This window comes from Pseudoalteromonas sp. RW-H-Ap-1 (genome assembly GCF_048318575.1).
In the GTDB taxonomy this organism is placed as follows: domain Bacteria; phylum Pseudomonadota; class Gammaproteobacteria; order Enterobacterales; family Alteromonadaceae; genus Pseudoalteromonas.
Window position 1 is genome coordinate 2646999 of sequence record NZ_CP166996.1, and the last position, 26932, is coordinate 2673930.

22 protein-coding genes are annotated in these 26932 nt (G+C 40.3%); 10 read left to right on the forward strand and 12 right to left on the reverse strand.

Going from position 1 to position 26932, the window contains the following annotated elements:
• Positions 1-7 precede the first annotated feature (7 nt).
• From AB8618_RS12705 to AB8618_RS12715, 3 genes are all read right to left on the reverse strand, one after another.
• Positions 8-2611: a DUF2339 domain-containing protein gene (locus AB8618_RS12705; RefSeq protein ID WP_409423812.1), complete on the reverse strand. Its 2604-nt coding sequence runs from the start codon at positions 2609-2611 to the stop codon at positions 8-10.
• 76 nt (positions 2612-2687) lie between these two features.
• Entirely contained in the window at positions 2688-3587 is a 900-nt protein-coding gene (locus tag AB8618_RS12710; RefSeq protein WP_413402877.1) for a GGDEF domain-containing protein, read from the reverse strand.
• Positions 3588-3651: 64 nt separating this feature from the next.
• Positions 3652-4236, reverse strand: a complete 585-nt coding sequence (locus AB8618_RS12715) for a YqaA family protein (protein ID WP_409423813.1) — start codon at positions 4234-4236, stop codon at positions 3652-3654.
• Between the two features lie 145 nt (positions 4237-4381).
• On the opposite strand from AB8618_RS12715, the gene AB8618_RS12720 reads away from it, so the two are divergent.
• Positions 4382-5614, forward strand: coding sequence for a TMEM143 family protein (locus AB8618_RS12720; protein ID WP_413400736.1), 1233 nt, complete (start codon positions 4382-4384; stop codon positions 5612-5614).
• Between the two features lie 78 nt (positions 5615-5692).
• On the opposite strand, the gene AB8618_RS12725 is transcribed toward AB8618_RS12720, so the two are convergent.
• The 5 genes from AB8618_RS12725 to AB8618_RS12745 form a co-directional block, all read right to left on the reverse strand.
• Positions 5693-8830 carry an efflux RND transporter permease subunit gene (locus tag AB8618_RS12725; RefSeq protein ID WP_413400737.1) on the reverse strand — a complete coding sequence of 1046 codons (3138 nt, stop codon included), beginning with the start codon at positions 8828-8830 and terminating at the stop codon, positions 5693-5695.
• 8 nt (positions 8831-8838) lie between these two features.
• The gene (locus AB8618_RS12730; protein WP_413400739.1) at positions 8839-10068 is read right to left on the reverse strand and encodes an efflux RND transporter periplasmic adaptor subunit; all 1230 of its coding nucleotides are present in this window, start codon (positions 10066-10068) and stop codon (positions 8839-8841) included.
• The gene (locus tag AB8618_RS12735) at positions 10065-11318 is read right to left on the reverse strand and encodes a TolC family protein (protein ID WP_413400741.1); all 1254 of its coding nucleotides are present in this window, start codon (positions 11316-11318) and stop codon (positions 10065-10067) included. The genes AB8618_RS12730 and AB8618_RS12735 overlap by 4 nt, the downstream gene beginning before the upstream one ends.
• A gap of 177 nt (positions 11319-11495) precedes the next feature.
• Positions 11496-11810, reverse strand: a complete 315-nt coding sequence (locus AB8618_RS12740; protein ID WP_076918390.1) for a hypothetical protein — start codon at positions 11808-11810, stop codon at positions 11496-11498.
• A 176-nt stretch (positions 11811-11986) separates the two neighbouring features.
• Entirely contained in the window at positions 11987-13132 is a 1146-nt protein-coding gene (locus AB8618_RS12745) for an iron-containing alcohol dehydrogenase (protein WP_413400742.1), read from the reverse strand.
• A gap of 185 nt (positions 13133-13317) precedes the next feature.
• Between AB8618_RS12745 and AB8618_RS12750 the strand changes: the two genes are divergently transcribed.
• Positions 13318-14196 (forward strand): AraC family transcriptional regulator, encoded by an 879-nt coding sequence (locus AB8618_RS12750; protein ID WP_413400743.1) that lies wholly within the window; start codon positions 13318-13320, stop codon positions 14194-14196.
• 157 nt (positions 14197-14353) lie between these two features.
• Positions 14354-15919 (forward strand): diguanylate cyclase, encoded by a 1566-nt coding sequence (locus tag AB8618_RS12755; RefSeq protein WP_409423820.1) that lies wholly within the window; start codon positions 14354-14356, stop codon positions 15917-15919.
• A gap of 52 nt (positions 15920-15971) precedes the next feature.
• Here the strand turns inward: AB8618_RS12755 and AB8618_RS12760 are convergent, their stop codons facing one another.
• The gene (locus AB8618_RS12760) at positions 15972-16391 is read right to left on the reverse strand and encodes a VOC family protein (protein ID WP_138608683.1); all 420 of its coding nucleotides are present in this window, start codon (positions 16389-16391) and stop codon (positions 15972-15974) included.
• Positions 16392-16610: 219 nt separating this feature from the next.
• Between AB8618_RS12760 and AB8618_RS12765 the strand changes: the two genes are divergently transcribed.
• The 3 genes from AB8618_RS12765 to AB8618_RS12775 all read left to right on the forward strand — a co-directional run bounded on the left by AB8618_RS12765 (position 16611) and on the right by AB8618_RS12775 (position 19693).
• Complete coding sequence (locus AB8618_RS12765) at positions 16611-16979, forward strand: hypothetical protein (protein ID WP_409423821.1); 369 nt, start codon at positions 16611-16613, stop codon at positions 16977-16979.
• Positions 16976-17359, forward strand: coding sequence for a hypothetical protein (locus AB8618_RS12770; protein WP_409423822.1), 384 nt, complete (start codon positions 16976-16978; stop codon positions 17357-17359). Before AB8618_RS12765 ends, AB8618_RS12770 begins: the two co-directional genes overlap by 4 nt.
• 144 nt (positions 17360-17503) lie before the next feature.
• Positions 17504-19693, forward strand: coding sequence for a fasciclin domain-containing protein (locus tag AB8618_RS12775; RefSeq protein WP_409423823.1), 2190 nt, complete (start codon positions 17504-17506; stop codon positions 19691-19693).
• A 69-nt stretch (positions 19694-19762) separates the two neighbouring features.
• Here AB8618_RS12775 and AB8618_RS12780 read toward each other — a convergent pair whose 3' ends face one another.
• Together AB8618_RS12780 and AB8618_RS12785 are read right to left on the reverse strand one after the other, a co-directional pair.
• Entirely contained in the window at positions 19763-20587 is an 825-nt protein-coding gene (locus AB8618_RS12780) for a sterol desaturase family protein (protein ID WP_413400744.1), read from the reverse strand.
• Positions 20584-21027 (reverse strand): SRPBCC family protein, encoded by a 444-nt coding sequence (locus AB8618_RS12785; RefSeq protein WP_409423825.1) that lies wholly within the window; start codon positions 21025-21027, stop codon positions 20584-20586. The genes AB8618_RS12780 and AB8618_RS12785 overlap by 4 nt, the downstream gene beginning before the upstream one ends.
• A gap of 96 nt (positions 21028-21123) precedes the next feature.
• On the opposite strand from AB8618_RS12785, the gene AB8618_RS12790 reads away from it, so the two are divergent.
• Together AB8618_RS12790 and AB8618_RS12795 are read left to right on the forward strand one after the other, a co-directional pair.
• A complete protein-coding gene (locus AB8618_RS12790) occupies positions 21124-22122 on the forward strand; it encodes an AraC family transcriptional regulator ligand-binding domain-containing protein (protein WP_409423826.1) in 999 nt (332 codons plus the stop codon).
• Positions 22123-22216: 94 nt separating this feature from the next.
• Complete coding sequence (locus AB8618_RS12795) at positions 22217-22978, forward strand: substrate-binding periplasmic protein (protein WP_413400745.1); 762 nt, start codon at positions 22217-22219, stop codon at positions 22976-22978.
• Here the strand turns inward: AB8618_RS12795 and AB8618_RS12800 are convergent.
• Positions 22975-23385 (reverse strand): nucleotide triphosphate diphosphatase NUDT15, encoded by a 411-nt coding sequence (locus AB8618_RS12800; protein ID WP_409423827.1) that lies wholly within the window; start codon positions 23383-23385, stop codon positions 22975-22977. The two genes, AB8618_RS12795 and AB8618_RS12800, sit on opposite strands and share 4 nt — an antisense overlap.
• 189 nt (positions 23386-23574) lie before the next feature.
• Here AB8618_RS12800 and AB8618_RS12805 point away from each other — a divergent pair, with 189 nt between their 5' ends.
• A complete protein-coding gene (locus AB8618_RS12805) occupies positions 23575-25464 on the forward strand; it encodes an AMP-binding protein (protein ID WP_409423828.1) in 1890 nt (629 codons plus the stop codon).
• 93 nt (positions 25465-25557) lie between these two features.
• Positions 25558-26838 carry a mechanosensitive ion channel family protein gene (locus AB8618_RS12810; protein ID WP_409423829.1) on the forward strand — a complete coding sequence of 427 codons (1281 nt, stop codon included), beginning with the start codon at positions 25558-25560 and terminating at the stop codon, positions 26836-26838.
• Positions 26839-26932 lie beyond the last annotated feature (94 nt).

Sequence of the window (26932 nt, forward strand, 5' to 3'; positions counted from 1 at the left end):
CTTGAACTTAACTATGAATGCGCTCTCTGAGTTTTTGGAATAACCAACTAAGCCCTACCAGCGACAGCCCTAAACCAATGAAGGACAATGCTTTTAGAAGTCCCGTTAAATTTGCCATATCAATTAAAAACACCTTAACAATTACAGCGCCAAGAATACCTAAACCAACATTTTGCAGTAACCGTTGCTGCTTTAAATGCCCGGCTATCACTACCAGCGCGCCGAGTAATAACCAAATAACCGAGTAGCTATATAGCTCGGCGTCACTGGTTGCTTTATCAAGATAAATGAAGCCACCTTGCCAATATTGACGGATCAAGCTGTTGATAGCTAACAGGGCTAATAAACCAGACACACCGAGTGTAATTTGACTCAATTTAGCATTTAACGATTTAACTAAACTCGCTAACCATAACGCCAGCAGGCTCGGTACCAACCAAATTAAAAGCACCCAGTTAAAGATTGGCGTTTCACCAACATAAAGACGCATTAATAACGGATTATTATCCAACATTGTATTGATTAACAACAGGCCAGCTAACGCTGATAAAATCAAACCTGCAGTGCGGTATAACTTACCCAGCTGCCCTGCACTTTGCGCGCGATATAAATAAACGCAGCCTAAAGCAAGCAAGTTACAACTGAGCAAAACTTGCTCATAAAAACTTAAAGAAAAAAGTTGTGGGTAATGGCCCACCAGTTGATAACTCGTTTCGGTTGTCACAAATAACGCTAAACAATGTAGTGCAGCCCCTTCAAGCCATACTTTTAATTGTGAAGTATTAAAACATTTAGCTGCTGCAAAAAATAACCCAATACACAGTGGGTAAACAACTAAACTCCAATGCAAACCAAATATGCTTAGCTCATCATAACTAGGCGTCCAAGGTGATAAAGTTAGGCGTAAAAGTAATGCCGCCACAAGTGCTTTTATTGGCCAGTGTGGCATAGCCACATTGTATTTTTTTATCAGTAAGCTCAGCAGTAAGACTTGAACAGCCAGAGCAATGGTAAGGCCACTATCGCTGAGTAACATAGTAATTGCTAAGGTAATATTGGCGTTTGCCCCCACCCAATAACTAAAGCGCTGCCATAAGGCTGTATTATTTTGCGTAAATTTAATTAACACTGCACTCATTAAACATAGCAACACCGCCCAAAGTGGGTAAGCGGTTGCTAAAGCCGTGTTTGGGATCATCGCATACAAAGTGCCAACTAATGCAAACATGCTTAATGAAGCAAGCAAATGAAAGGCTAATCGTTTTGGGTATTTATTACCAAAATAGAGTCCATAGCCACTTAGCCCCAGAGCAAGTAATAAGCCTAATCCGTATTCATTTTTAAAAATAAATAACGCATCATCAAAGGCATAAGTTTGTTTAGCACTGACCACTAATATCAGTGCAATTAATAAAGCGACAGCCTGCCATGCATCCCAACGGCTATTTTTTAGCACTAAAAATAGTAACAAAACGATGCTTAACAACGCCACGATTTGCCACTGAAAATTAAACACACTCAACAACATGGCAATCATTAAAGGAGCAATAAAGGCTATTAATAATCCGTGATCTGGAAATAAATTAACTAACCGTTTGAAGCTGTGTGGGCGTACTTCAAGGGTATTAAAGCCCAAGCCTAAACGTGCAATAGCGATTAAGCCTAAAATACTTAGTAACGCATAAGCGCCTATTAACCACACTGTGTCGTAGGTAAATAAAGTGAGTCCAACCAAATACCAGCCAATATGCCCTACCCATAGTAAATACCACAGCCAAATACGCTTTACTTTATGTGCCACTATTGCCGCAGCAACACTCACAAGGGCAACATAAATAAGTAAAGAAAATAACTGCCCACTGCCCGTATTTACCCAAATAGGAACACTGTATGCGCCTATAATGCCTATTACAGCAAGTAAAGGACCTAACTTTATTGCCATTGCACTGGCGCAAAGAGCAATGACTGCTAAGCCAATAAATGCCCACTCAGCACTTAGCATGCTAAAGCTGTTATAAGCTAAAAACATTAAGGCAAAACAAGTTATAAAGCCGCCACTTGCAAGGGCTGCAGGAATATAATTATTAAAGCCCTCAAAAACGATGCGTTTATAATGTAAATAATACGCTGCTACGATTAAGCCAATACCAAATAATCCACCAGCACTGAGCCTCATTGCAGGTGAAAGTAGCCCCGCCTCTAAACTGTATTTTGCTAAAAACACACCACCTAAAGCCAAAGCAATAGCACCAATCCAGGTCATCCAATTTTGCTCAAAGCCTGCACGCAACTGCTTAAATAGCAACTCAATACTCGATGGTTTTTTAGTTATCGTTTTACGAGGTGGTGGAGGTTTAATGCTTACTGGTTCATTAACAGCAGCAGGAATATCTGAGCGGTTTAGAGGTATTGCGTTATCTACTTGAGGGTCAGCGGAGGATTTTTCATTTTTTGCTACATTTTGATTTGACTCAAACTGTAATAGTTTTAGTTTTAATACTGCAACCTCTTGTTTAAGGGTGTTCAATTGCACTAAGGCCACTAATCCACAAATAGCCCCTGCAACAATCGCAATAGATACAATAATTGCTAATCCGATTAACTCATCCATACAGTCCCTTTTTTATCTCGCAACAGAAGTCCCCAAAAATAGCACAAGCGAAATCTATTTTATAAAATTACTATGTTTAAGCAACCTCAAGGCGATCACGGCCTGCTTTTTTAGCTCGGTATAATGCCTGATCTGCACGTTTCATTACATTTTCAAAACTCTGATCGCTGCTACGGTGCGCAATACCGATACTAACCGTTAAAGAACGCTGATTTTGTACTGTAATAGTACGAGCAGTTTCTAGAATAGTCTGCGCAAAGTTAAGCACTTCATCAAGCTCATAACTAGGTAGGTAAGCGGCGAATTCCTCACCGCCTATGCGAGCAAAAATATTTTCATTTTTAAAAAGATGGTTCACTTTATCTGCGAACTGTTTAAGCACCTGATCGCCCACATCATGGCCAAAATCGTCATTAATACGTTTGAAATGATCAAGATCTATGATTAAAACAGTGTAAGGGTTATTAACCTCCTCCTTCACATGCTGATAAAAGCAGCGACGGTTATACACTTTAGTTAAATCATCCATAATAAATTCTTGCGCTAAACGGTTGTGCATTCGCTGCATAAAGTGCATGGTTTTAAATAAACCATAAACGGTAATTAACATACCCAATGTGCGACATAAATCCTCTACGTAATTACTTATCCAAAGAGGCTGATGTATTACTTCATCAAGCACATCGGCAGTAGATGCTACAATCCATAACATTAAACCGATACTGACATATAAATAGGCTTTTTTAGCTAATTGTGAGCATTGCACCATAAAGAAAATTGTAAAAATAACCACTAAGTTAATAAAGTCAGTGGTAAAGCCGTAAAGATTTTGCTTGAAATCCAATAAAGGAAAGCGCATTAACGAAAAGATTGAAAAGCCAATAATAAATGCCAGCATAGCTAAAATTAACAGCTTGTTTAATCTGGTAATTTTTACAAAGCGGCTGAGCTTGAGGCTCACTTTTTCCGGATTCATCATGGGCTGTATTTAAATTTATTATTGTTACTAAAAACTATACCATAAACTTAAACTACTTTATTTATATTTGCGTACTAATTATCCAGCCAATAGCAATTAAAATAGTTAATCCAATCATAGTCTTAGTTTTGTGCTTGCTGATAATACGTTCAGCTTGATTGCCCGCATAATACACCACTATTGCCAGACCAAAATAACGTATAGAGCGAGCAATAGCGCTTGCTAATAAAAACAGCGCCAGAGAATACTTAGTTGCGCCAGCGGCTAGCATCGCAATTTGAAACGGAATAGGCACGATACCTAGGCTTAATACAAACCAAAATCCTTGTGCCTGCATTTTTTGTTTTACGTTTTCAAACTGCTCAGGGCTTGAGAATGTATTGATAACCCAATCGCCAATTATATCAAATAAGTAATAGCCTAAAGCATAGCCAAATAACGCACCTACAATACAACCGAGTGTTGCCATAAGGGCAATTTGCCAAAGCTTTTCCCGCCTTGCTTGCATTAGCGGTACCAGCACCGCCTCGAGTGGAATGGGCACTATGGTGGATTCTAAAAATGAGGCGATAGTAATACCACCGAGCATATTTTTAGACTCAATAAACTGACGTGTTTTTTTCTTGAGCTTTTTTTGTATAGCCATAAACGTCCTGTTAGCAATTAGGTAAGTGATTAAATCATCTCATAATAAGGTTAATGCTACCTGAAGAAATACACTCAACATAGTAATCAGTAAAAGACTGCTTTATTATCTTTACATATCATTATACTTTTAAAATTTTCACAATATGCAAACTGCTCGCTACATTCCCTTTAGAAAACACGACATCATTACAATGTGCGCCAAAGAGCTTGCTAAAGACCAACAAACTTCTTTTAAGCAGCTTTGTGAACTTTTAGCCAGCTTAATTCACTTTCAGTACCATGGCACACTTGAGTCATTAAAAAATAATTACGCGCCTTTTGATCCAAATAGTGATACTCGTTTGATAAACAGCGTGACTGATGAGCAAAAAGCCCAGTGCCAACGTGATTTTGCTAAAGATTTTGCCAAAGTTCTAAACGCGGCTAATTTTGAAGTGATCACCCATCAAGACTTGCAAGATGCACTAAACGAAGAATCACTATTTAAAGTGCGCCTTGAGGTAGAGTTTGAGGATTTTGAAGAAGTGGTTTTTTATCGCCGTGGCGAGTCGCAACTCACCGAAACCATAACCAGTTTTTGGGGGTTACGTAAAAAGCCACTGCATTTTACCAACTACGATCGCGTAGCAGTATTTATCCGTTTTAAAGACAAAGCCTATTTTGAATCAAAAAATAAACTACCTATGGGGTTTGAGCCCAGCTCAACCATAGTAAAACTATTTCAAAATGTGCCAAAAGCTGACTTAGAAATGCTATTTCCTAATAGCGAAGTACGCATGCGCCCTATTGATAAAGTGATTATTGGCTCATCGGCACTTATTGGCGGTGCGGTGGTATTAGTTACCAAACTGGGCGCCTCATTACTTTTACTGTTTGCTTTGTTTACATTTTGGGGAGGGTTTAGTGATAAAGCCGTTACCATGACTCAGCAGCACTTTATTACGTTAGCCATTGGTATTGGAGTATTTGGCAGTTTTGTGTTTAAAGAGTGGAGTAAATTTAAAAACCGTAAAATTAAATTTATGAAAGCACTGAGCGATAATCTTTACTTTAAAAACCTTGATAACAACGCCGGTGTTTTTCATACCCTTATAGACGCCGCCGAAGAAGAAGACATAAAAGAAGCTCTGCTTGCCTATACATTTTTACTAAAATCAGAAAGTGGCTTAAGCGCACAAATGCTTGATGAGCAAATAGAGACGTGGTTTAAAACAAAGTATAAATGCGAGCTAGATTTTGAAATTAGCGATGCGCTTGAAAAGCTCACTCGGATGCGTTTAGTAACCTGCACTAACAATGTGTATAGTGCAATAAATTTAGATCATGCAAAAACTATTTTGGATGAGCGCTGGGATAACCTGTTTCAATATAATTAATGTGCAAAGTTTACTTAACAACAAAAAAGCAGCTGTCATTACAGCTGCTTTTTACGTTACTTAACAAGATGCAATTAGCTAAGCAGCTTGATGCCTAGTAAACTTTGCATGCACTAATTTATAAAGTGCAGGTAATATTAATAGCGTAAGCAGAGTTGATGAAATAATTCCGCCAACCACCACGGTTGCCAAAGGCCATTGTATTTCAGCGCCGGTACCGGTATTTAGCGCCATAGGAATAAACCCTAAACTAGCCACAAGCGCGGTCATTAGCACTGGGCGTAATCGCTGTAATGCCCCGCTATGTATTGCATGGTATAAGCTTAATCCCTCATTTCGTAACTGCTTAATAAACGACAGCATCACCACACCGTTTAATACCGCAACCCCACTTAGAGCAATAAATCCCACACCCGCTGAAATAGAAAGCGGCATATCTCGTAGCAATAATGCTAATACCCCACCGGTTAGTGCCAGTGGTACGCCACTGAATATAATCAGTGAATCACGCAGCGAGCCAAAGGCACTATAAAGTAAGCCAAAAATAAGCAATAAAGTCACAGGCACTACCAACGACAAACGCTTACTCGCCGATTGTAATTGCTCAAACGTACCGCCGTATTCAAGCCAATAACCACTGGGTAGGTTAAGTTGTGCGTTCATAGTCGCCTGGGCATCGCTTACAAAGCTGGCTAAATCGCGTCCTGTTACATTAGCTGTTATTACCACATTGCGCTTGCCGCTTTCGCGATTTATTTGATTAGGGCCTTTTTCAATACTGATTGTAGCCACTTCTCCAAGCGGTACAAATGCAAGCTCAGAGTTACTACTTTGAGGTAACGCAATAGGTAAACGCGCAAGCGCAGAGACATCATCAGACCAACGCTTATCTAAGCGTACTAATAACGAAAAGCGCTTATCACCCTCATAAATCAGCCCTGTTTGCACCCCACCAACGGCAGCGGCAAGAGTTTGTTGAATGTCGTTTACAGTTAATCCTAGTAGCGCCATATGGTCTCGCATTGGGGTAACAGAAAGTGTAGGCAAGCCCTCCATTTGCTCTAAACGAACATCGGTAGCACCGGTAATATTTCGCATTAAACCTGTGGCTTTTTCGCCAAATTGCTTAAGTATGGCTAAATCGTCACCGTAAATACGCAGCGCGACATCAGCACGCACACCGGCAATTAACTCGTTAAAGCGCATTTCTATAGGCTGGGTAAATTCATAGTTATTACCAGGTACCTCATTCACACGATGACGAATTTGCTGCACTAACGCGTCTTTACTTAGTGATGGTTCAGGCCATTGCGCACGCGGCTTTAACATTAAAAAAGTGTCGGCAACATTTGGTGGCATAGGATCGCTGGCTACATCAGCTGTGCCTATTTTTGAAAATACAGTCGCAATTTCAGGTTGCGCCAATAAGGCGTGCTCTAACTGCTTTTGCATTTGTACCGATTGCTCAATACCCGTGCCGGTAATACGCAGCGCATGCATTGCAATGTCGCCTTCATCTAACTGCGGTAAAAATTCGGCGCCCATATTTTTAACTTTAAAGCCAAGTACCAGCACTAAAATAGTGGCAATGCTTATCATCAGCCATGGTAATTTAAGCGATAAGTTAAGTAGCGGTTTATAACCTTTTTTAATACTACGCATTACTGCGTTTTCGCTCTCATCTACTTTACCCCTTACAAATACGGCAATTGCCGCTGGCACAAAGGTAACAGCAAAAATAAGTGCACCTATTAACGCGGCAACAACGGTAAACGCCATAGGCTGAAACATTTTGCCCTCAACACCACTGAGCGCAAAGAGCGGTAAATACACCAACATAATAATTAAAATACCAAATACCGCGGGGGTAAACACTTCTTTGGTGGCTGAAGTGACAACCTCTAAACGCTCACTGAGCGTAAGTAAGCGGCCATGTTTATGTTGAGCCATCCCTAATTGACGAAGGCAGTTTTCAACCACAATCACCGCGCCATCTACAATTAATCCAAAGTCGATTGCGCCTAAGCTCATTAAGTTACCTGAGACTCGATTGCCCACCATGCCAGTAATAGCAAATAGCATACTGAGCGGAATAACCATGGCGGTAATAAGCGCACCAGTGATATTCCCAAGCAATAACAATAAAATGACGATGACCAATACCGCCCCTTCAAACAGGTTTTTTTGTACTGTAGCGATGGTTTTATCAACCAGATTGGTGCGGTCATAAACAGGCTCAACAATAACCCCTGCAGGTAAACTTTTTTGTACCTCTATCAGCTTATCAGCCATGGCTTTGGCAACCACACGGCTATTTTCACCTATTAGCATCATCGCCGTGCCTAATACGGTTTCCTCGCCATTATAGGTAGCCGCGCCGGTTCTGAGCTCTTTTCCTAAGTATACATTTGCCACGTCTTTAATTCGCACAGGGGCATCATCTCGCTTGGCAATAACGGTGTTTGCTATATCTGCTAATGTTTTTAATTGCCCAGGGGAGCGCACTAAATATTGGCCGTCAAAGCGCTCTATATAACCGGCGCCGCGATTGCTGTTATTAAGCTCAAGTGCACTAATAACATCGTTGATTGTCAGCTTATAAGCAATAAGCTTTTCTGGTATGGGCGCAACTTGGTACTGGCGCTCAAAGCCACCTTGGCTATTTATTTCGGTTACGCCTTTTACTTTTAAAAGCTGCGGACGAATAACCCAGTCTTGTAAAGTACGTAAATCTTCGGCGCTGTAAGGCATACCATCACTTTTTAACGCATCGGGTTTTGCATGCACGCTATAGGTAAATATTTCACCTAAACCACTGGCAATAGGTCCAAGGTTTGGCTCAATATTATTAGGTAAATCGGCGCGAATACTTTGAATACGCTCACCAATTTGTTGACGCGCCCAATAAATATCGGTGCCTTCATCAAAAATAATGGTTACTTGAGAAAGCCCATAGCGAGAAAGCGAACGGGTATAATCAAGCTTAGGAATACCCGCCATCGCTGTTTCGACTAAGTAAGTGATACGCTGCTCAACTTCAAGCGGCGTAAAGCCGGCGGCTTTAGTATTAATTTGCACTTGTACATTGGTAATATCGGGTACAGCATCTACCGCTAAGTTTTGGATGTTATACACACCAAACCCAGCAAATAAAAATGTCAGTGCCAGTACCATCATGCGGCGTTTAACCGCAAAAGAAACAATCCAGTTAATCATGGTACCTCCTAGTGAGCGTGACTTGCGCCGCTTTTTAAAATATCGGCTTTGATCACATAGCTATTGGTTGTAACGTACTCGCTACCAGGGCTTAAACCCGCGATGACTTCAACCCACTCGCTACTTTTTGCGCCTAAAGTAACAGGGCGTACTTCAAACACACTATTTTTACGTACAAACACACTCGCCATACCGTTAAACTCTTGAATCGCCTCAGGCTTTACACGCACGCGGGCATTAACTTTATCGATACTAACATCACTATTAACATGCATACCTGGACGCCAATGACCATCAGGGTTATTAAGCTCAATACGGGCACGTGCAATGTGCCCGCCGGTCATCATAGGCGCGATAAAAAACACCTTACCTTGGGCATTTAAATGATGATGTAAATCGTACACCGTGGCGCTTTGACCAATGGCTAGATTTTCGATGTTTTCAGGAAAGGCTGAGAGCTCAACCCATACTTTATCAAGGTTCACGACTTGCATAAGCGCGCGAGTACTTGCCAGTTCGCCACGCTTTAAGTACTGCTCGGTCACCACACCGCTAATAGGGCTTTTAATGCTGTAGTTTTGCAAAGTTTCGCGATTGATGACGCTGGCCAGTACCTCACCTTTTTGAACGGTTTGACCAATGCTGACAAAAATATCGCTGATCAATCCGGTATATGGCGCCATCACTTCTACTGTGCCGTGCTGTGTCGGTGCAATAACACCAAACAGCGTATCGGAAATATCAATCTCGCCACTTTTTGCTATCTGCGTTTCAATACCCGCACCTTTAACTACTCGCTCACTAAGCACAGTCCGGCCTTCATGTTGGGTGTACTCAAAACTAACGCGCTCACCTTTATAATTGGCAGCAATGAAAAGCTCAAATGAATGTGGCTCATTTATGGGTTGCGTGCTAACAAGGTACTCATTCTCACGGGTAAATTGTATTTTTTGTGGCGCTTCTACTAAGCGTTTTAAGTTCATTTCGATGCTTAAATCGTTTATATCTACCGGCTGTTTTTGCTCATAACCATATACGCGCAGCTCAACTTTACCTGCCAATTCTTGCAGCTTTAACTCAAGAGTGAGCCTTTCGTTGGTTAATAAAAAGCCGCCGTGTGGACCTTGTTTTTGGGTTTGCTGCATTTGCCCATGCTCTGCTGAGGCAAATACATGTGTGCTTGTTAAGCTAGCTACAAACGAGAGAAATACTAATAATGCGATAAAAGTGTTGTTCATGATTGAAAAGTCTCAGTTAAAGATTGGCCAGTTAAACGCTCAAGTGCGAGATGGGTCTGATATAACGCTGCATAGGTATTGATAAGCGCGCGTTTAGAATCAAAAAGGGCTTGTTGCGCATCGAGTAATTGCAACACCGAAATTTGTCCGCGTTGATAGCTTTTTAAGCTTTGCTCAATGAGTGTTTGGGCTTGGGGAATAACTTGCCCAGATAACAACTGTGCCTGTAATGTCTTACCTTGGTAATAGGCGTACAAAGTACGAACTTGCTGACGTAATTGAACCCGTAACTGTCCTTGCTGCTCACGTAACAATGCCAACTGACTATTAGCCGCTTCAATATTACCGATATTTGAGTTACTCAATTGCAACGGCATTGAAAACGAAAACAGCAACGAACTGGTATTGTTTTGCTGGTTGTAGCTCACGCCTGCACCTACATTAATGTCACTTTCCCCATTGGCTTTTTGCAGCGTTAAGTTAGCCGCTTGCTGTAAGTATTGCTGCTGTAACATAGCAAAGTCAGGGGCTTGGTTAACCGCATTGAGTAACGTTTGCTCAGATTTAAGCGGTATTAGGGTAGTCATATTTCCTGCTAAATCCGTGTAGCCATGTTGCTCACTCCACAGTTCATTGAGCGATAAACGTGCTCGCTCAAATTCGCTATTTAGCTTCGCTTTATCAAGCTCAACTTGGCTTAGTGCATAACGCATACGGGTTACATCTGCTTGCGATACAGCGCCGGCATCAGCTCGCTGCTTTATTGCTTTAAGTGCTTGGCTTACAACCTGATGCCGCTCGCTATTTAGAGAAAGTAAAGTTTGAAATTTAAGCGCCTCGTAATAGCGCTCACCAGTGGTTGCTAATAAGGCTAAGCGAGTATTTTGATACTGTATTGCTTGGGCTTTAATGTTTGCCGTAGCGTAATTTATTCGGCTTTGGCGTTTATCTCCAAGCTCTATAAGCTGGCTAAATGCCAAGGTTATTTCAGCACCTTGCACACCACGCGCCTCGTTTGTTCCTAGCAGGTTTTCAGCCTCTACATTTAAGACAGGATTAGGCGAAAGTGCCGCTTGAGATTTAAGCGCACTGAGTATTTTTTGATGATAAGGGTAGCGTTTTAATAGCGGATTTTGTTGCTCGGTATTTATCAACGCGTGTTTTAGAGTTAGTGTTTTAACATTTGCAAACGCACTAAAAGCAGGCAGCGTGCACAACATCACCACCAACATAATTGATTTTTTATTCATATAGCTTGTCCGTTTTTAATAAACAGAGTTCACTTGCAAACCATTCACAACCTACGCAAAAGATAGCGACAGTGTAAAATGCTCAGCAATCTAAACATGCCTATAACGGCCCATAAAACACTTATGTGTAGGCAGCTAAAAGCACAGTAATTAATTGAAATTAGATTAAATTAAAAACTAGCTAAATGAATTCGGTGGCGGTACGTCTGGTGGATAATGTAAACCGTGATAGCATATCGCTAAAGTTGGTTTACTTTTCTCGGGAGTTATTGAGTGATTTGAGCTGTGGCTATAGCCACTGTGGCAATGCTGGTGGGCATGTATTTCTGCTGTTGGGGCATTATCGCTATCATCAGCAGATGAACCTAGTTGCGATAATGAGCTATTTACGTGGTCAACGTCTTCTTGTAAATGGTACGCGGCGCCGTCACAGCTTATAAAGCTATGCACAAGCACAAGTAACATTACAATTAAAAAACGATTTGAACGCACAGTTAAAAGAATTCCCTATTGAAATACACAATTAGTTAAGCCCATTACTTATCTAATTCAGCACTGTACCTGAAAATACCTAAAAAGTAATGCAGCAAAATAAAATTTTATTTCATTCAATCTTATTTTGCTGCAAAAAGCCGCTAACTAATGTTAGCGGTCAATATTAACCGTTATTAAGCAACCGCTTGTTCTAAAATTTCACGGCTTTCTTTTAACGTAATAGCTTGGTTTTCACCAAGGGCAACCATGCCATGCGCTTCAAGCTTGCCAATAATATTATCAATAGCAGCCGCTTTGTCATCACCATGCTCAGTAAGCTCAGTTGCTACGTCAAGGCTGTGGTAAAACGCTTCAATCGCTTGAATTGTTTGCTCTGCTAAATCGTCCGTTTGTGCAAGACCAAATACGTTTTTACCCATTTGTTCTAGTTTTGCTTTTTTAACTGCAAATTGATTTCGCAGTAAAGAAGGCTGAACAATAGCCAGTGAACGGGCATGATCAACACCATAAGCGGCTGTTAATTCATGACCAATCATGTGGGTTGCCCAATCTTGTGATACGCCAGAACCAATTAAGCCGTTAAGTGCTTGGTTTGCAGCCCACATAAGGTTTGCACGCCATGCATCGTCTTGGTTTTCAAAGTTATCACCCAATGTTTTAAGCGCTTTTAACAGTGCCTCTGCGTAACCTTCTTGAACAAGTGCACCTTCTGGGAATGTTAGGTACTGCTCACAGGTATGTACCCATGCATCTACTAAACCATTGACAAGCTGGCGCTGCGGTAATGTTTTCATTACATCAGGGTCCATAATGGCAAATTTTGGTAATACTTCTGGAGATGCAAACGGTAGTTTTTGCTTCGTTGCTTCTTTGCTTACTACTGAATTTTGATTAGATTCAGAACCTGTAGCTGGTAGCGTTAATACGGCACCAATTGGTAATGCACTGGTAATTGTATGCTTACCAGTAGGAATATCCCAACCTTCGCCATCATATACAGCTGATGCTGCAATGTATTTAACACCGTCAATTACAGAGCCGCCGCCTACACCTAAAACGAAGTCGATACCTTGTTCTTTACAAATTTTTACTGCTTGGTCTAGCACTTCAATTGTTGGGTTAGCACCTACGCCCGAAAACTCTACCCAATCAAAACCTTCAAGTGCTGCTGCAACTTGGTCGTACACGCCGTTCTTTTTAATAGAACCGCCACCGTAAACAACTAATACTTTTTGATCTTTTGCGATCAAATCAGTAAGTGCGGCAATTTGTTGCTGACCAAATTGAATTAAAGTGGGATTTACGTAGCTAAATTTCATTATTTTGCTCCTAAAGGGGACGGTTAATTACTAAACACTTTATCAATTCTTAAACAAATAAAGTGTTGATAGATGCATAATAATGGCATAAAGCATATATAAAAAGCCTAATATCTGCCAAAAGCTTGCCTAAAACTATCAGCGTTGTTATTTTATGCCAATTACCGTTAATTTAAGCTGTTCTTATGACGACCATCGCCACTTTGTTACAACAATACGCAGAGCATAATAAGTTACTCAGCTTTGAAGGTACCATGGAAACTATTATTCCAGGGGTATACTTTCATCGCGCCACTAAAAGTTCAGCGCGTCAGCCGCTTATTTATAATTCAGGTATTATTATTGTTGGCCAAGGACATAAAATTATTCACTTCCCTGAGCATCAAATCCAGTATGGTGCAGGCGATTATTTAGTACTGGGAGTGCCCGTTCCACTAGAATGTGAAGCATTTACTGATAATGATTTACCAGTAATGGGTATTGCAATTGATATAAACCCAGCCATGCTGTACAAACTGGTTAACCAAATGATGCAACATAACCCTATTTCAACACCGTTAACGCAAAGCGGAGCCGTCCAAAGTGCCGCTTTAGATATGGCCATGGAGCAAGTCACTCATCGACTGTTAACAGTATTAAACAATCCGCTTGAGGCTGAGGTATTTGGTGGCGATATAGTTAAAGAATTAGTATATAGAGTACTGTGTGGCCCTCAAGGGCATACCTTAATTGGGCTTGCAATGCATGATGGCCATTACGCGCGCATAGCGCGTACTTTATCAACATTACATAGTGACTACGCAAACCCTATTACCGTAGAGCACTTAGCTGAAGAAGTGAATATGAGTGTGTCATCTTTTCATCGTGCCTTTAAACAAGTTACGTTTGAATCCCCTTTGCAGTATTTAAAAAAAGTACGCTTAGCAAAAGCAAAAGAATTAATAACCACCTCTGGCAGTAAAGCTAACGAGGCCGCATTTAAAGTAGGCTATACTAGTGCTTCACAATTTAGCCGTGAGTTTAAACGCCACTTCAATAAAACCCCCAGTGAAATACATGTGTGATTAAAAGTAACCCATTTTTGCACTAAGTCATTATTTAAATACTTTATTACTAGTAAAGCCTACCTGCTTTGTTAGTATGGTTTAAAGTATTCGTCCTTTTAGTAGCAATGAATTTTACGATAAAGACAAGAGGTTTTTGAGCATGTTAAGCGCACTGATGATTAGATTTAGCATTTTTATATGCGCTTGTATTACGCTGTTTAGTAGCGTTACTTATGCGCAAGAGCATTGCCAGCTCAGTGAAAGAGCAACAAACACATCGGTGTCTTTATCCAAAGAAGTTGTCTCAAATATTAAGCTTAAAAACGGTATCAATCATCTCGAATTAAGCTGTAACTTGAACCAAGGTGGTGTATTTTCTTTTACTCGCCCTGCACTTACAGACTTTTCGTGGCAGCAAAATTCAGTATATAAAACACCTTTAAAAACCAATCAGATGGCAATTTTAATGGACCAAGGCGTTTTTACTGCACAGCTTACAGTTACTACCTCAGCAGCTTATACCCCACGCTTTACTTGGTTAGATACACAACCGTTTGTCGAAAAAATACAACGCTATAACCTTATTTTTGGCATTTTTTATGGTCTTTGCGCCACACTTATTTTTTATGCATTAATTATAGGACACGGCATAAAAGACCCTCTTTTTAAACTGTATGGCATTTATATTTTTTGTATCGCTAGTTTTATATTCTTTCAAGAAGGACAGCCTTATTTATTTACACAGCAGTACTACTCTGTGTACGTAAGTCATCTTTACACGTTAAGTATTGGTTTAACTATAGTCAGTGCCACATGGTTTATGAGCGCACTATTAGAGCTACCTAGATACTTTCCAAAGTTAAGCAATACATTAAAAGTTGCCGCCTTATGCGTACTGACTTTGTGCTTACAAAAAATAGCGCTCGATCTGCCACTCATAACTAATATTACCTCTGCAGTAACCGGCTATTTATCATTATTTATTGTCATGACTATTTTTATCCTCAGCGCGATACAAACAAAGTACGGTGTTAATGAAGCAAACTTGGTATTTATAGCACTGGCAAGTGTGTTTATTAGTATGACTTTTAGAGTACTACTAACCGATTACAGTCCATTCATTCAACGCTATGGGTTTGTTATTGCGTTTACAATCGAATCTTTATTACTAGCTATTGCCGTCGGAAAACGAATTCAAAGATTAAGCTATGCAAAAAAACAGGCTGAACGACACGCTAACTTTGATCACTTATGCCATATATACAATCGTCGTGGGTGGAGCTTAAAAGCAAACGACTTATTGGCAGAGCATAAGCAACGAGGGGGCGTTTTGTGTTTTTTATACATAGATCTAGACCGTTTTAAAGCAATTAATGATACCTATGGCCATGATGTAGGCGACAAAGTACTATGCAAAGTTGCAGAGTCACTTGGTCAACACATGCGCAGTGAAGATGCTGTTGGCCGCTTAGGAGGCGATGAATTTGTAGCCATGGCATTATTTAATAGCAACGAAAAAATTAACCAGCGAGTTAACACCCTAGAGCAACAATTAAACCAGTTAACTATAGAGCATCAGGGCCATACTATTTCCATTTACGCCAGTGTTGGGCAAACTAGCTATACTCAGCCACCTGATAACTTAGACACAGTTTTAAAAGCGGGTGATGAAGCGATGTATAAACAGAAATTAAAGAGAAAGGCAAAGCAGGCTGAAAAAATGGTAGGAACCGCAATTTAAAGGCAAAAAACATGAGCTAGTCAGTAAGACTAGCTCAGCTATAATTGCTAGCTTAATCCTTTTTAAACAGTACCTCAGGATTAACCATGGTTTTCATTTCAAGCACGTTACCGTTGGGATCTTCAATAAAAAAGGTTTCTTGCTCAAACTCATCACCAACAAAACGACGGTAAGGTTTATCTAAATATTCAAGGCCGGCATCAGCAATGCGTTGCTTAAGTCCTTGAAACTCACTTTCTGATAAATGAATACCGAAGTGTGGTACAGCCACTGCGCCCATATCAACGTCGTGACGTACCGTAGGTAAACGCTCAACGCTTTGATGCAGAGTTAACTCGTTGCCCCAAAAATCAATGTCTACCCATCGTCCAGCTTCACTATTGCCGGTTTTACAGCCGAGTACGTCACAGTAAAACGTTTTCGCTTTTTCAAGATCGCCAGCGGGGATAGCCAGATGTAAACAGTTAGACATAAATTACCTTAGGTTATAACTTTTAATATATGAAATATGCCGCATTATACATAATTTGCAATTTATAGAACATCAACACTGTTATTTTTAGTCATTCATTGCATATCGATAATTTTCAACAGTAATAATTCATCTTTTAACAATGGTGTATCGATTTTAGTCTTAAATATCAGTTTTTAACTATTAAAGCCAAAACTGATACATTATGATGTGCGCGCCATGACTAAATTCATACTTTTAAAATTCATTACCTTTTTTATCGGCTGCCTATCGTGTTTTGTAATGCATACCACATTCGCATTGCCTATTGTTGTATCTGCTGGTTTAACGGGGCTTATAGGTTCATTTATTCCATTTCCTGCCGATTACAAAAACCATCCCTATGCAGCTATTTATGCAGGCAGTTTTGCCGGTATGTGCTCCACTAGTTTAATTACTGAATACTGGGAAATTGCGGCTATTTCTGCCATTGGGGCTGTTTTGTACACACTCACGATTAACATATTTGCAGGGTTTGGTGGACGATTAGGTAGCATTGCATTTGCTAGTGTCGCCTTATTTGTTTTAGCCAAGGAGTTAATAATATGACGCTTATTTATCCGCTGCTTGCTTTGTTAGGGGCGTTTTTAACCTTTTACTTGGCTAAGCATAATCGCTTTGATGGGATCCGAGCCTCTGCAGCCCTATCCATTATTGCTTATTTAATATTTGCACAATTTAGTTTCAACGCTGAGCTATATAGCATCGTCTTTTTTGGCGGCACATTTATTGGCATGAGTGCTCCCCACCGTTTTGGTGTGTATACGCTTGCCAGTTCTTCAATTATATTTTCACTGTTTTTTGCTTATTTAGTACCTATTCTTGATGGTTTTGGTGGTGCTTTGGGGATTAGTGCATTTCTATCCGTATGTATTTGCCACGTATTTATTTTACTTGGTGCACCGCGCAGTAAAAAAACTAAAATTTAAACGCTTTCTTGAATAAAAATTCAATAAAATCTTACACCTATTAAATTGTATAAAAATAACGCATGTTTTTTTGATCAACACTGTAAATGGCTTCGTACTGTTCACAAAGCTGTAACACTGTAACATTCGATTAAAGGAACAATTATGAATAAAGTATTTAAGCTCGGTGCTATCATACTTCCCTTGTTACTTATTCAAGGCTGTAGTAGCGATGACGATAACAACGCTCCAGTAACTGTAGATCCACAACCTGCCGTCTCAGTCTTTGACGCCGCACAGGACTCTGGAGAGTTCACCACTCTTGTTGCAGCACTAGAAGCAACCGGTCTAGATGAAACCCTTGATGATTTAACTACCAGTTATACTGTATTTGCCCCTACCGATGATGCATTTTCGTTATTAGGTGAAGAAACAATTAATAACTTATTAGCCGATACAGACACCCTAAGCTCAATTTTAACTTACCATGTTATCTCTGGCAGAGTAGATGCGCAAACAGCTATTAGTTTAGCGGGTACCACTGTTGAGACAGTCAACGGACAAAGCATTGCTTTATCTTTAAATGGTGAGAATTTATTAGTAAATACCAGCACAGTTACAATGACCGACATTGTAACCGACAACGGAATTATTCATGTTATTGATGCAGTGCTTACACCAAAAACAGTGTCAGAAACAGCACCAACCAATAATATTATTGAAACAGCTCAGCAAGCTGGTAACTTTAGTACATTACTTGCGGCTCTTGACGCTGCATCCCTTACTTCAGCACTAGCGGACGAATCATCAGAATTTACCGTATTTGCACCTACTGATGCTGCATTCGAAGCAATTGGTAGCAAATTTTTAAACACATTACTGGCTAATCCCACCGTTTTAGCCGATATTTTGAAGCAGCATGTGCTTGTAGGGTCAGTAGATTCTGTAACTGCAATGTCTCTTAACGGTCAATCAGCAGAAACGCTGCTGGGCAATACCCTTCCAGTGGCGATAAACGCAGAAACAAACATGCTATCGTTTGGCGGAGCAAACATTGTAGTTAAAGATATTATGACCAATAACGGTGTCATTCATGTAATCGATTCAGTTATTATTTCTGATGTTACTTTACCTCAAAGTACTAATACAATTGCTGACATAGCGAGCGCTGATGGTAACTTTACGACACTTCTCGCGGCTCTAACGGCAACAGGCTTAGATACACTAGTTGCCAATCCAGATAATACTTTTAGTGTATTTGCTCCTACAGACGCTGCATTTGCTGCGCTCGGACAGGATACAATTAATGCGCTACTAGCTGATACAGATACGCTTCGTGATATTTTGCTGTACCATGTTTTTTCTGACGCGACAGTTTTATCAGATGACGCAGTAAGTATTGCCAATAGCAACAGCAACAAGATAGAAATGGCCAATGGCGACATGGCAGCTATTTCTCATGTAGATAGCTCACTATTTATCAATGACTCAGCATTTTCAGAGGCAAATGTAATCGCTAGTAACGGCGTTATCCATATATTAAATAAAGTAATTATGCCACCGTCTGAAGTTGGTACCCCGACTAAAACAATTGCTACAGTGGCTACTGAAACACCTGCACTATCTACTTTAGTCACTGCACTGCAAGCAGCATCACTAGTAGATACCTTTAACGACACCACTCAATCATTTACGGTATTTGCACCGACAAATGCTGCATTTAGCAAAATCCCTACCGCTGATCTAGAGGCTTTATTGGCTGACACGACTGCATTAACAGGTGTGCTAACTCAACATGTGTTAGGCGCTCAAGTGGGCAGTACTGATGCATTTGCAGCTAATGGTAAAACGGTGACCACGCTTGCTGATAACATGCTAAGCGTAAACGTTGTAGACTTTACCAGCACAGAAAACACAGCAACAGATAGCATTGCTTACGATTCAACTAATAGTCGATTAGTAACGGGTATGGCTGATGCTATGCCAGGTAAAACAGTTTATGTGTTCGACAATGATTTAGGTGAAGCAATGAGCGCGTGTGAAGATGCATGTGCAACAACATGGCCGCCTGTTCTTGGTACTGCAGCGTCAAGTGGAAATGTACCCGGTTTATCATTGATTCCCCGCTCAGATGACAGCATGCAAGTCGCCTACCTTGGCCGCCCTTTATATACCTTCTCAGGTGATACGGCAGCAGGTCAAAATAATGGCCAAGCTGTGAACGATATTTGGTGGCAAGTAAGCTTACCAGCTACATCACTACAAGTAGCGGGTAGCAATGTAACAACCACTGATATTTATACCAGTAATGGCGTTGTTCACTTAATTGATACAGTGATCACAACGGCCAAATAAATTAAGTTTTACTGTGAGATAAGCCAGGAGTGATGATATTTACTCCTGGCTTTTTTATAAAAAATAGGCTTACTTATTAATACCTTGGGAGCTTGTTGGGTAACCAAAGACTACTTTTAACTTTGCTTTTAATCCCTTTGCTCTGTAAGTACTTTTAACGAGATGCTGCCACTGATGAAAGGTAATTTTAATCGGGTTATTACTGTGTAGTTGGCCAATAATTCCGTATTTACAAGGCTTGTTTTCATCCTCTTCTACATAAGTGCCAAATAACTTATCCCAAACAATTAGTACCCCTGCAAAGTTTTTATCTAAATAACCATTGTTAATAGCATGATGTACCCGATGATGTGATGGGGTATTAAATACGCTTTCAAACCAACCCAGCTTTTTTACCACTTGGGTGTGAACAAAAAATTGATACGCTAAATTAAGGGCAACTACGGCAAAAACAATCACAGGTTCAAAACCAAGTAATATCATTGGCATCCAAAACAGCCACATGCCCGCAAGCGGATACATTAAACTTTGTCTAAAGGCAGTAGTAAAATTCATTCTCGTAGAGCTATGATGTACTACATGCGCTGCCCATAACCAATGTATATGGTGTGATGCACGATGAAACCAATAATATAAAAAATCTTGCAGTACAAAGGCACCTAATATGGTCAATACTGTCAATTCAATATCAAATAACCGAAACTGATACAGCCAGTAAAAAAACGGCATTAGTACTATTAATGCAATAGCATCAGCACCTTGATGTAATAAAGCCAATAATGCATTGGCTAAACTGTCTTTTATATCGTAGTGACGCCTAAATTTAATAAACTCGATAGCAACAAACAGCAAAAAAATAGGGCTCAGTGCGAGTAAAATAATTTCAATGCTCATACAACACGCTCCTGAAAATAACGGGCTATTTTTTTAAGTGCTTGGCTAATATCTTTTTTTATAAAAAAAGCCAGTATAAAATCGGGTACCCAAAAAGGTGCAATGCAACTAATATGGTAATTAACCTCAGTGAGCGATGGTTCTTTGTTATTAGCATTTAAGTAAATATCACCACGATGCTGCGCAACGGGCTTGCTACCTATAATACGGTAACTAATATGACTGTTATCTGCAGCTATTATTTGCTCTTTAAAGGTAGTGCCTTGCATTTTTATTTCTCTAATCGTGCCTTTTCCGCCACTTATTTCACCCGGCTCTTGTGGTACTAGTAGTGTAAAGTGAGCATTAAAAAATCGTCCTAAATCAGAATGCGCTAGTAATACGCTGCGTATTTGCTCCGGCGTTGCTGCCACAGCTCGCTTAACCTTTATTTCTACCATGACCTTCACCCTATTATTTTTATCGATCACTAGCATATAAAAATATGCCGTGGCAAACTTGCGATTAGACGACTATTTTTTAGCTTTAGGCGACAAATGAAAACCTTAGCCGATCATTATTTTTGTAGCTGTTTGGATTATCTTGAAGCCCAAGGCTTAGCTAGCCAAGTGGCTTTAAGCGCTATTGATTTTAACGAGTATACCAATAAACAGTCACAACAATTGGCGCCGCGTATCAGCTTAAAAAGCTATAATGCGCTGCTTGGCTATGCACAACAGGCGTTAAACGATCCCTTATTTGGCTTTGAGTTAGGAAAACAAATACGCACCGCTGATTTTGGTGTATTGGGGTATTTAATTGAATCGAGTACTAATTTAGCCAGCGCTATTACTGCTCTACTTAATTACGACAGCCTAGTGGCTAATATTGGTCGCGCCAAGTTTGAGCAACAAAAAACACGGTGTAAAGTAACTTGGTTAGCCGATCCACAATGTAGTTCACAGGCTGTTTTACGAAATATGACCGCTTGGGTCAGCGTAGTACGCCAACTACTTAATCCTGAGCTTTCACCTAGCTGTGTGTATTTTTCAACACACTTTTCAAACACCGAACAACACAGATTAACTAATTGGTTTAATTGCCCAGTAAAAGCTGGCGCTAGCTTTAATCAAATCGAGTTTCCAAGTAATTACTTAACCCTGCCCTTTAAAACCGATAATAGCCAAATCAACGCAATGCTTAAGCAAATGTCAGAGCAACAGCTATCCCAGTTTAAAAGTCAGCAGTTATTATCAGAAAAAATTAATCATATTTTAATGGCAAAACACGACTTACAAGATTGCTCTTTGCTCAGGACAGCTGCGGCCTTAAATATGACGCCACGTACACTACAGCGCTATCTAAAAAAAGAGCAAACCACGTTTGCCGCGCTGCTTGAAGCAGAGCAAAAACGACGTTTATTAACTTATATTCACCACTATTCACTAAATAAAATCGCTTTTATGCTGGGATTTAACGATCAAAGTTCTTTTAATCGTGCCTTTAAACGCTGGCATCATTGCTCGCCTCGCCAATTTATAAAAAACAACAAGTAAACAATCTGCTTACTTAAAATATACATTTATCATGTACCTTATTAATGTTTTTCTTTACACTAGCGTTATAGTATTGCTTTAAAGACAATTATTTATGCTTTTGCGTATGGTGTTAACTGTTTTTGTATTGTTTTTTTATAGTGCGTTCTGCAACGCAACCCCTGTTACCTTCATCGCTGAAGATTTACCGCCTTATCATTTTAAAAACCCTCAAGGTGAAGCACAGGGCGCGCTGGTTGATATAGCTAAAGCAGTTTTAAATGGCACTGATTTAACAGCAAAGTTTGAAATAATGCCAATGGCTAGAATATTCCAACAGCAACGAGCCAATCCTAATGCCATAATAATGTCACTGCTAAAAACACCAAACAGACATCATCAATATAAGTGGCTAGGTAAAGTCTACTTTGCGGACGCATACCTAGTTAGTTTAAGTAACCACAAAGATGAAGTGATTCATTTAAATTTTGCTAAAGAGTACAAAGTAGCCACTATTCGCGGCTACTCTGCACAAGCTTATTTAGAAACTAAAGGCTTTACTGAAAATGAAAACCTAGTATTAGTCAGTTATTATCAGCAGCTCTGGAAAATGCTATATAAAGATCGTATCGACTTTGTTGTAACCAATACGCTCACACTTGAAAACGAATTAAAGCGCACGGGGCTCGACCCTAATTTAATTTCAAAACGCATCCATTTAGATGAGTTACCCTCTTCTTTGCATTTTGCAGCCAGTAATCAGTTTGACTCACACACAGCAAAAATTATTAGCGATAGGTTAAATGCCATCAAGGAAAGTGGTGAATATCAGCAAATTTTAAATAAATGGCAACTCCCTATGCCAAAAAACCTTTAATACTTAGCGGGCAAGGTATTCTGTGCTAAATAATTTTTTAATGAGGTAAACAAAGGTGCGGGCAAGTCATTAATATCGCACCAGCGCCACTGTAAACATTTGTGAGGTTCTTTATTTATAACCTCTCCGCCTTCATAGTCTGCTTTCACATATAAGGTAATATAATGTTTGTTCTCTGTGCTAAAAATATCGTTGGTAAAATCGAGTTTACGAATATTAGTGACATTAAGCCCTGTCTCTTCTACTACTTCACGCACAGCGCATTGCTCAACAGTTTCACCAAATTCTAAATGTCCACCAGGCGTTGCCCACGTATTCGCGCCATGTGCGCCTATCCGTTCACCGAGTAAAATTTTATTATCATGCATTACTATTACTGCAACGCCTACTCTGACCATTTGATTCATTCTTATATCCATTTACTCTTAATTAATGACTGAAACATTTTACATTAGTTGGAACTTTTTAGTTCTATACAATCATCACGTTGGCCAAAAACTAAAAGCATCGCTTACTATTTAATCGACCATAGTCGAATATCACTGCTGATAAAAAGCGCTTAGTTTAGTTAGGATAAATTTTGCTCAGGAGCCTTTATGTCAGGTGAATATAAACAACATTACAATGAATTTAAACAAGACCCGGCAGCGTTTTGGTTATCACAAAGTAAGCGACTACCTTGGTACAAGGCTCCAGAAACAGCATATACACAAGATCAACAAGGACTGCACCACTGGTATGCAGACGGCGAGCTTAACAGCTGTTTTTTAGCCGTAGATCAACATGTAATCGCTGGGCATGGTAATGAAACAGCGTTAATTTATGATTCACCGGTTACCAATAGCAAACGCTGTTATAGTTATTTACAACTACAGCAAGAGGTCGCTAAATTTGCTGGGTTAATGGAGTCTTTAGGGGTGATTAAAGGCGACCGCGTGGTGATTTATATGCCTATGATCCCCGAAGCCGTAATTGGCATGTTAGCCTGTGCCCGAATTGGCGCTATTCATTCTGTTGTGTTTGGCGGTTTTGCTGCGCATGAATTAGCGGTACGGATTGATGACGCAAAGCCCAAATTGGTACTCAGTGCCTCTTGCGGTGTAGAAGTAAATACCGTAATTGAATACAAAGAATTGCTCGATAGCGCGCTTGAAGCTGCTAACTATAAAGTTGAAAACTGTATTATTTATCAGCGTGAGCAAGCCACCGCACCGCTTATGCCCGAACGTGATATTGACTGGGCTGTTGCAATGCAAACAGCCGCACCGGTTGATCCCGTTGCGGTCAGTGGCGATCATCCGCTTTATATTTTATACACCTCAGGCACAACAGGGACACCTAAAGGTGTGGTACGTGAAAATGGCGGCCATGCGGTTGCCATGCATTACAGTATGGAAACCGTATACGGCATGAAACCCGGTGACGTGTTTTGGGCCGCCTCTGATATTGGCTGGGTAGTGGGCCATTCGTATATTGTGTATGCGCCGCTTATGTATCGATGCGCAACTATTTTATTTGAAGGAAAACCGGTTAGAACCCCCGATGCCAGTGCTTTTTGGCGCGTAGTAGAAGAATACAAAGTGAATGCCCTATTTAGTGCCCCCACTGCGTTTCGCGCAATTAAAAAAGAAGACCCCAATGCCGATGGGTTTAAACAATACGATACTTCAAGTCTGAAACGATTATTTTTAGCCGGAGAGCGTTTAGACCCACCTACCTACGATTGGCTTAAAGAAAAAACAGGCCTACCAGTACTTGATCATTGGTGGCAAACTGAAACCGGCTGGGCAATTGCGTGTAACCCTGTTGGCATTGAACACCTGCCTACAAAAGCGGGAAGTTCAACGGTTGCAACGCCCGGGTTTGACGTACGAATTTTAGATATGAATGGGGATGAATGTGCTCCTAATGAGCAAGGCGCGGTTGTTATTAAGTTACCTTTACCACCAGGCTGTTTACCGACAATTTGGCAAAATACGGCTCGTTTTAAGGTTGGTTATTTGGCCGAATACGATGGCTACTACTTATCTGGTGATGGTGGTTATATTGATGACGATGGCTACCTCTTTATTATGGGTCGTACCGATGATGTGATAAACGTCGCAGGGCATCGTTTATCCACCGGTGAAATGGAAGAAATTGTTGCCGCGCATCCAGCTGTAGCTGAATGTGCAGTATTTGGCATTAGTGACGCGCTAAAAGGGCAAAACCCGATGGCGATGGTGGTGCTAAAAAATGATTTCCATGGCTCACATAAAGAGGTAGAACAGCAATTGGTGCAAACCGTGCGTAATCAAATTGGTGCTATTGCGTGCCTTAAAAATATTATGTGTGTAGAGCGGTTACCCAAAACTCGATCTGGCAAAATTTTACGTAAAAACCTGCGGCAGTTAATTGATGGTGAAGAACTGCAAATTCCATCAACCATAGATGACCCAAGTATTTTTGAAGAGCTTAGCCAGCAACTCGAGCATGGTAAACTGTAACTACATAATGTAAAAAGTCTTAAATAGACTTTTTACATTGCAGCTGCTTAACTAACAATCAGTAATTAATAAAAGCGTCCTTATGGAGTATTAATGACAGGAACACGCGCACAGCTGCGAGATTTTTTACTGCAATGGTTTGGCGGTTATTTTCCGGGAAGCCCATTTTTATGGTACGACCTGATTGTATTGGCTTGGATTGCGCTATTTGCATTAATATTACAACTCATTTTAAGGCTGGTTTCTCAGCGTTTAGTTAAAAACCGCTTTAGCGAACAAGCTGCGCAACCCGATAGTAAAAGCCCTTTATATTCAGCAAAGAAGCTTGCTCGTAATATCTCATTTGTTTTACAAGGAGCGGTCGTTGTTATTCAGGCGCAACTATGGATACCCGAAGGCACCACGTTTTTGTATTTGATTAAAATGATCACCGATCAGTGGATCATTTTATTCGCCTTGCTTTCGCTGTTTTCGTTACTGGATATATTTCAAGCAATTTCTGATAAGCGCCCCTTGAGTGCTCACTTTCCGCTGCGCGGCTTTTTGCAAACAATTAAGCTTATTGCCAGTGTATTAACCGCCATTTTAGCCGTTTCGTTGTTGATGAATAAATCACCGTTAATTTTACTAAGCGGCTTAGGCGCTCTGTCTGCGGTGTTATTACTGGTATTTAAAGACGCTATTTTAGGATTAGTAGCAGGTATTCAGCTCTCTGCCAATAATATGCTAGCGGTAGGTGATTGGTTGGAAATGCCAAAATACGGTGCCGATGGTGATGTTATTGATATTGCGCTAACCACGGTAAAGGTAAGAAATTGGGATAAAACCATTACCACTATTCCTACCTATGCATTGATTTCTGACTCATTTAAAAATTGGCGCGGTATGTCAGACTCTGGTGGACGCCGGATAAAACGTAGCATTCATCTAGAAATGAGTAGTGTGCACTTTTTAGATGAAGTCGCACTTGTTGCTCTTAAAAAAGCTGAGCTACTAAGTAATTACCTTGAAAGTACGCTATCGACTATTAACGAGCAGAACACGACTAAAAAAGTAGATATGAGCTGCACTTTAAATGGCCGCAGGCTCACTAATGTGGGTACATTTCGTCACTATTTGGTGGCGCTATTAAAACAGCATCCGCATATTCATCAGGGTATGACCTTAATGGTAAGGCAATTAGCGCCAACAACCCAAGGGTTACCCATTGAGATTTACGCATTCACTAATACCACCAATTGGGGGGAGTATGAAAATATTCAGTCAGATATATTTGATCATATATTAGCGGTTTTACCCGCCTTTTCGTTACGTGCCCATGAGGCACCAACAGGAAGCGATATTCGTCAACTAATTAACCTGAACTCTGGTTAAGAGATTTACTAACATATTGAATCAAAATGATATTTATGTTTATTTTCTCTAGCCAGAGATTTTCAGTGAAAACAAGGCGAAATTACGCGTCAAT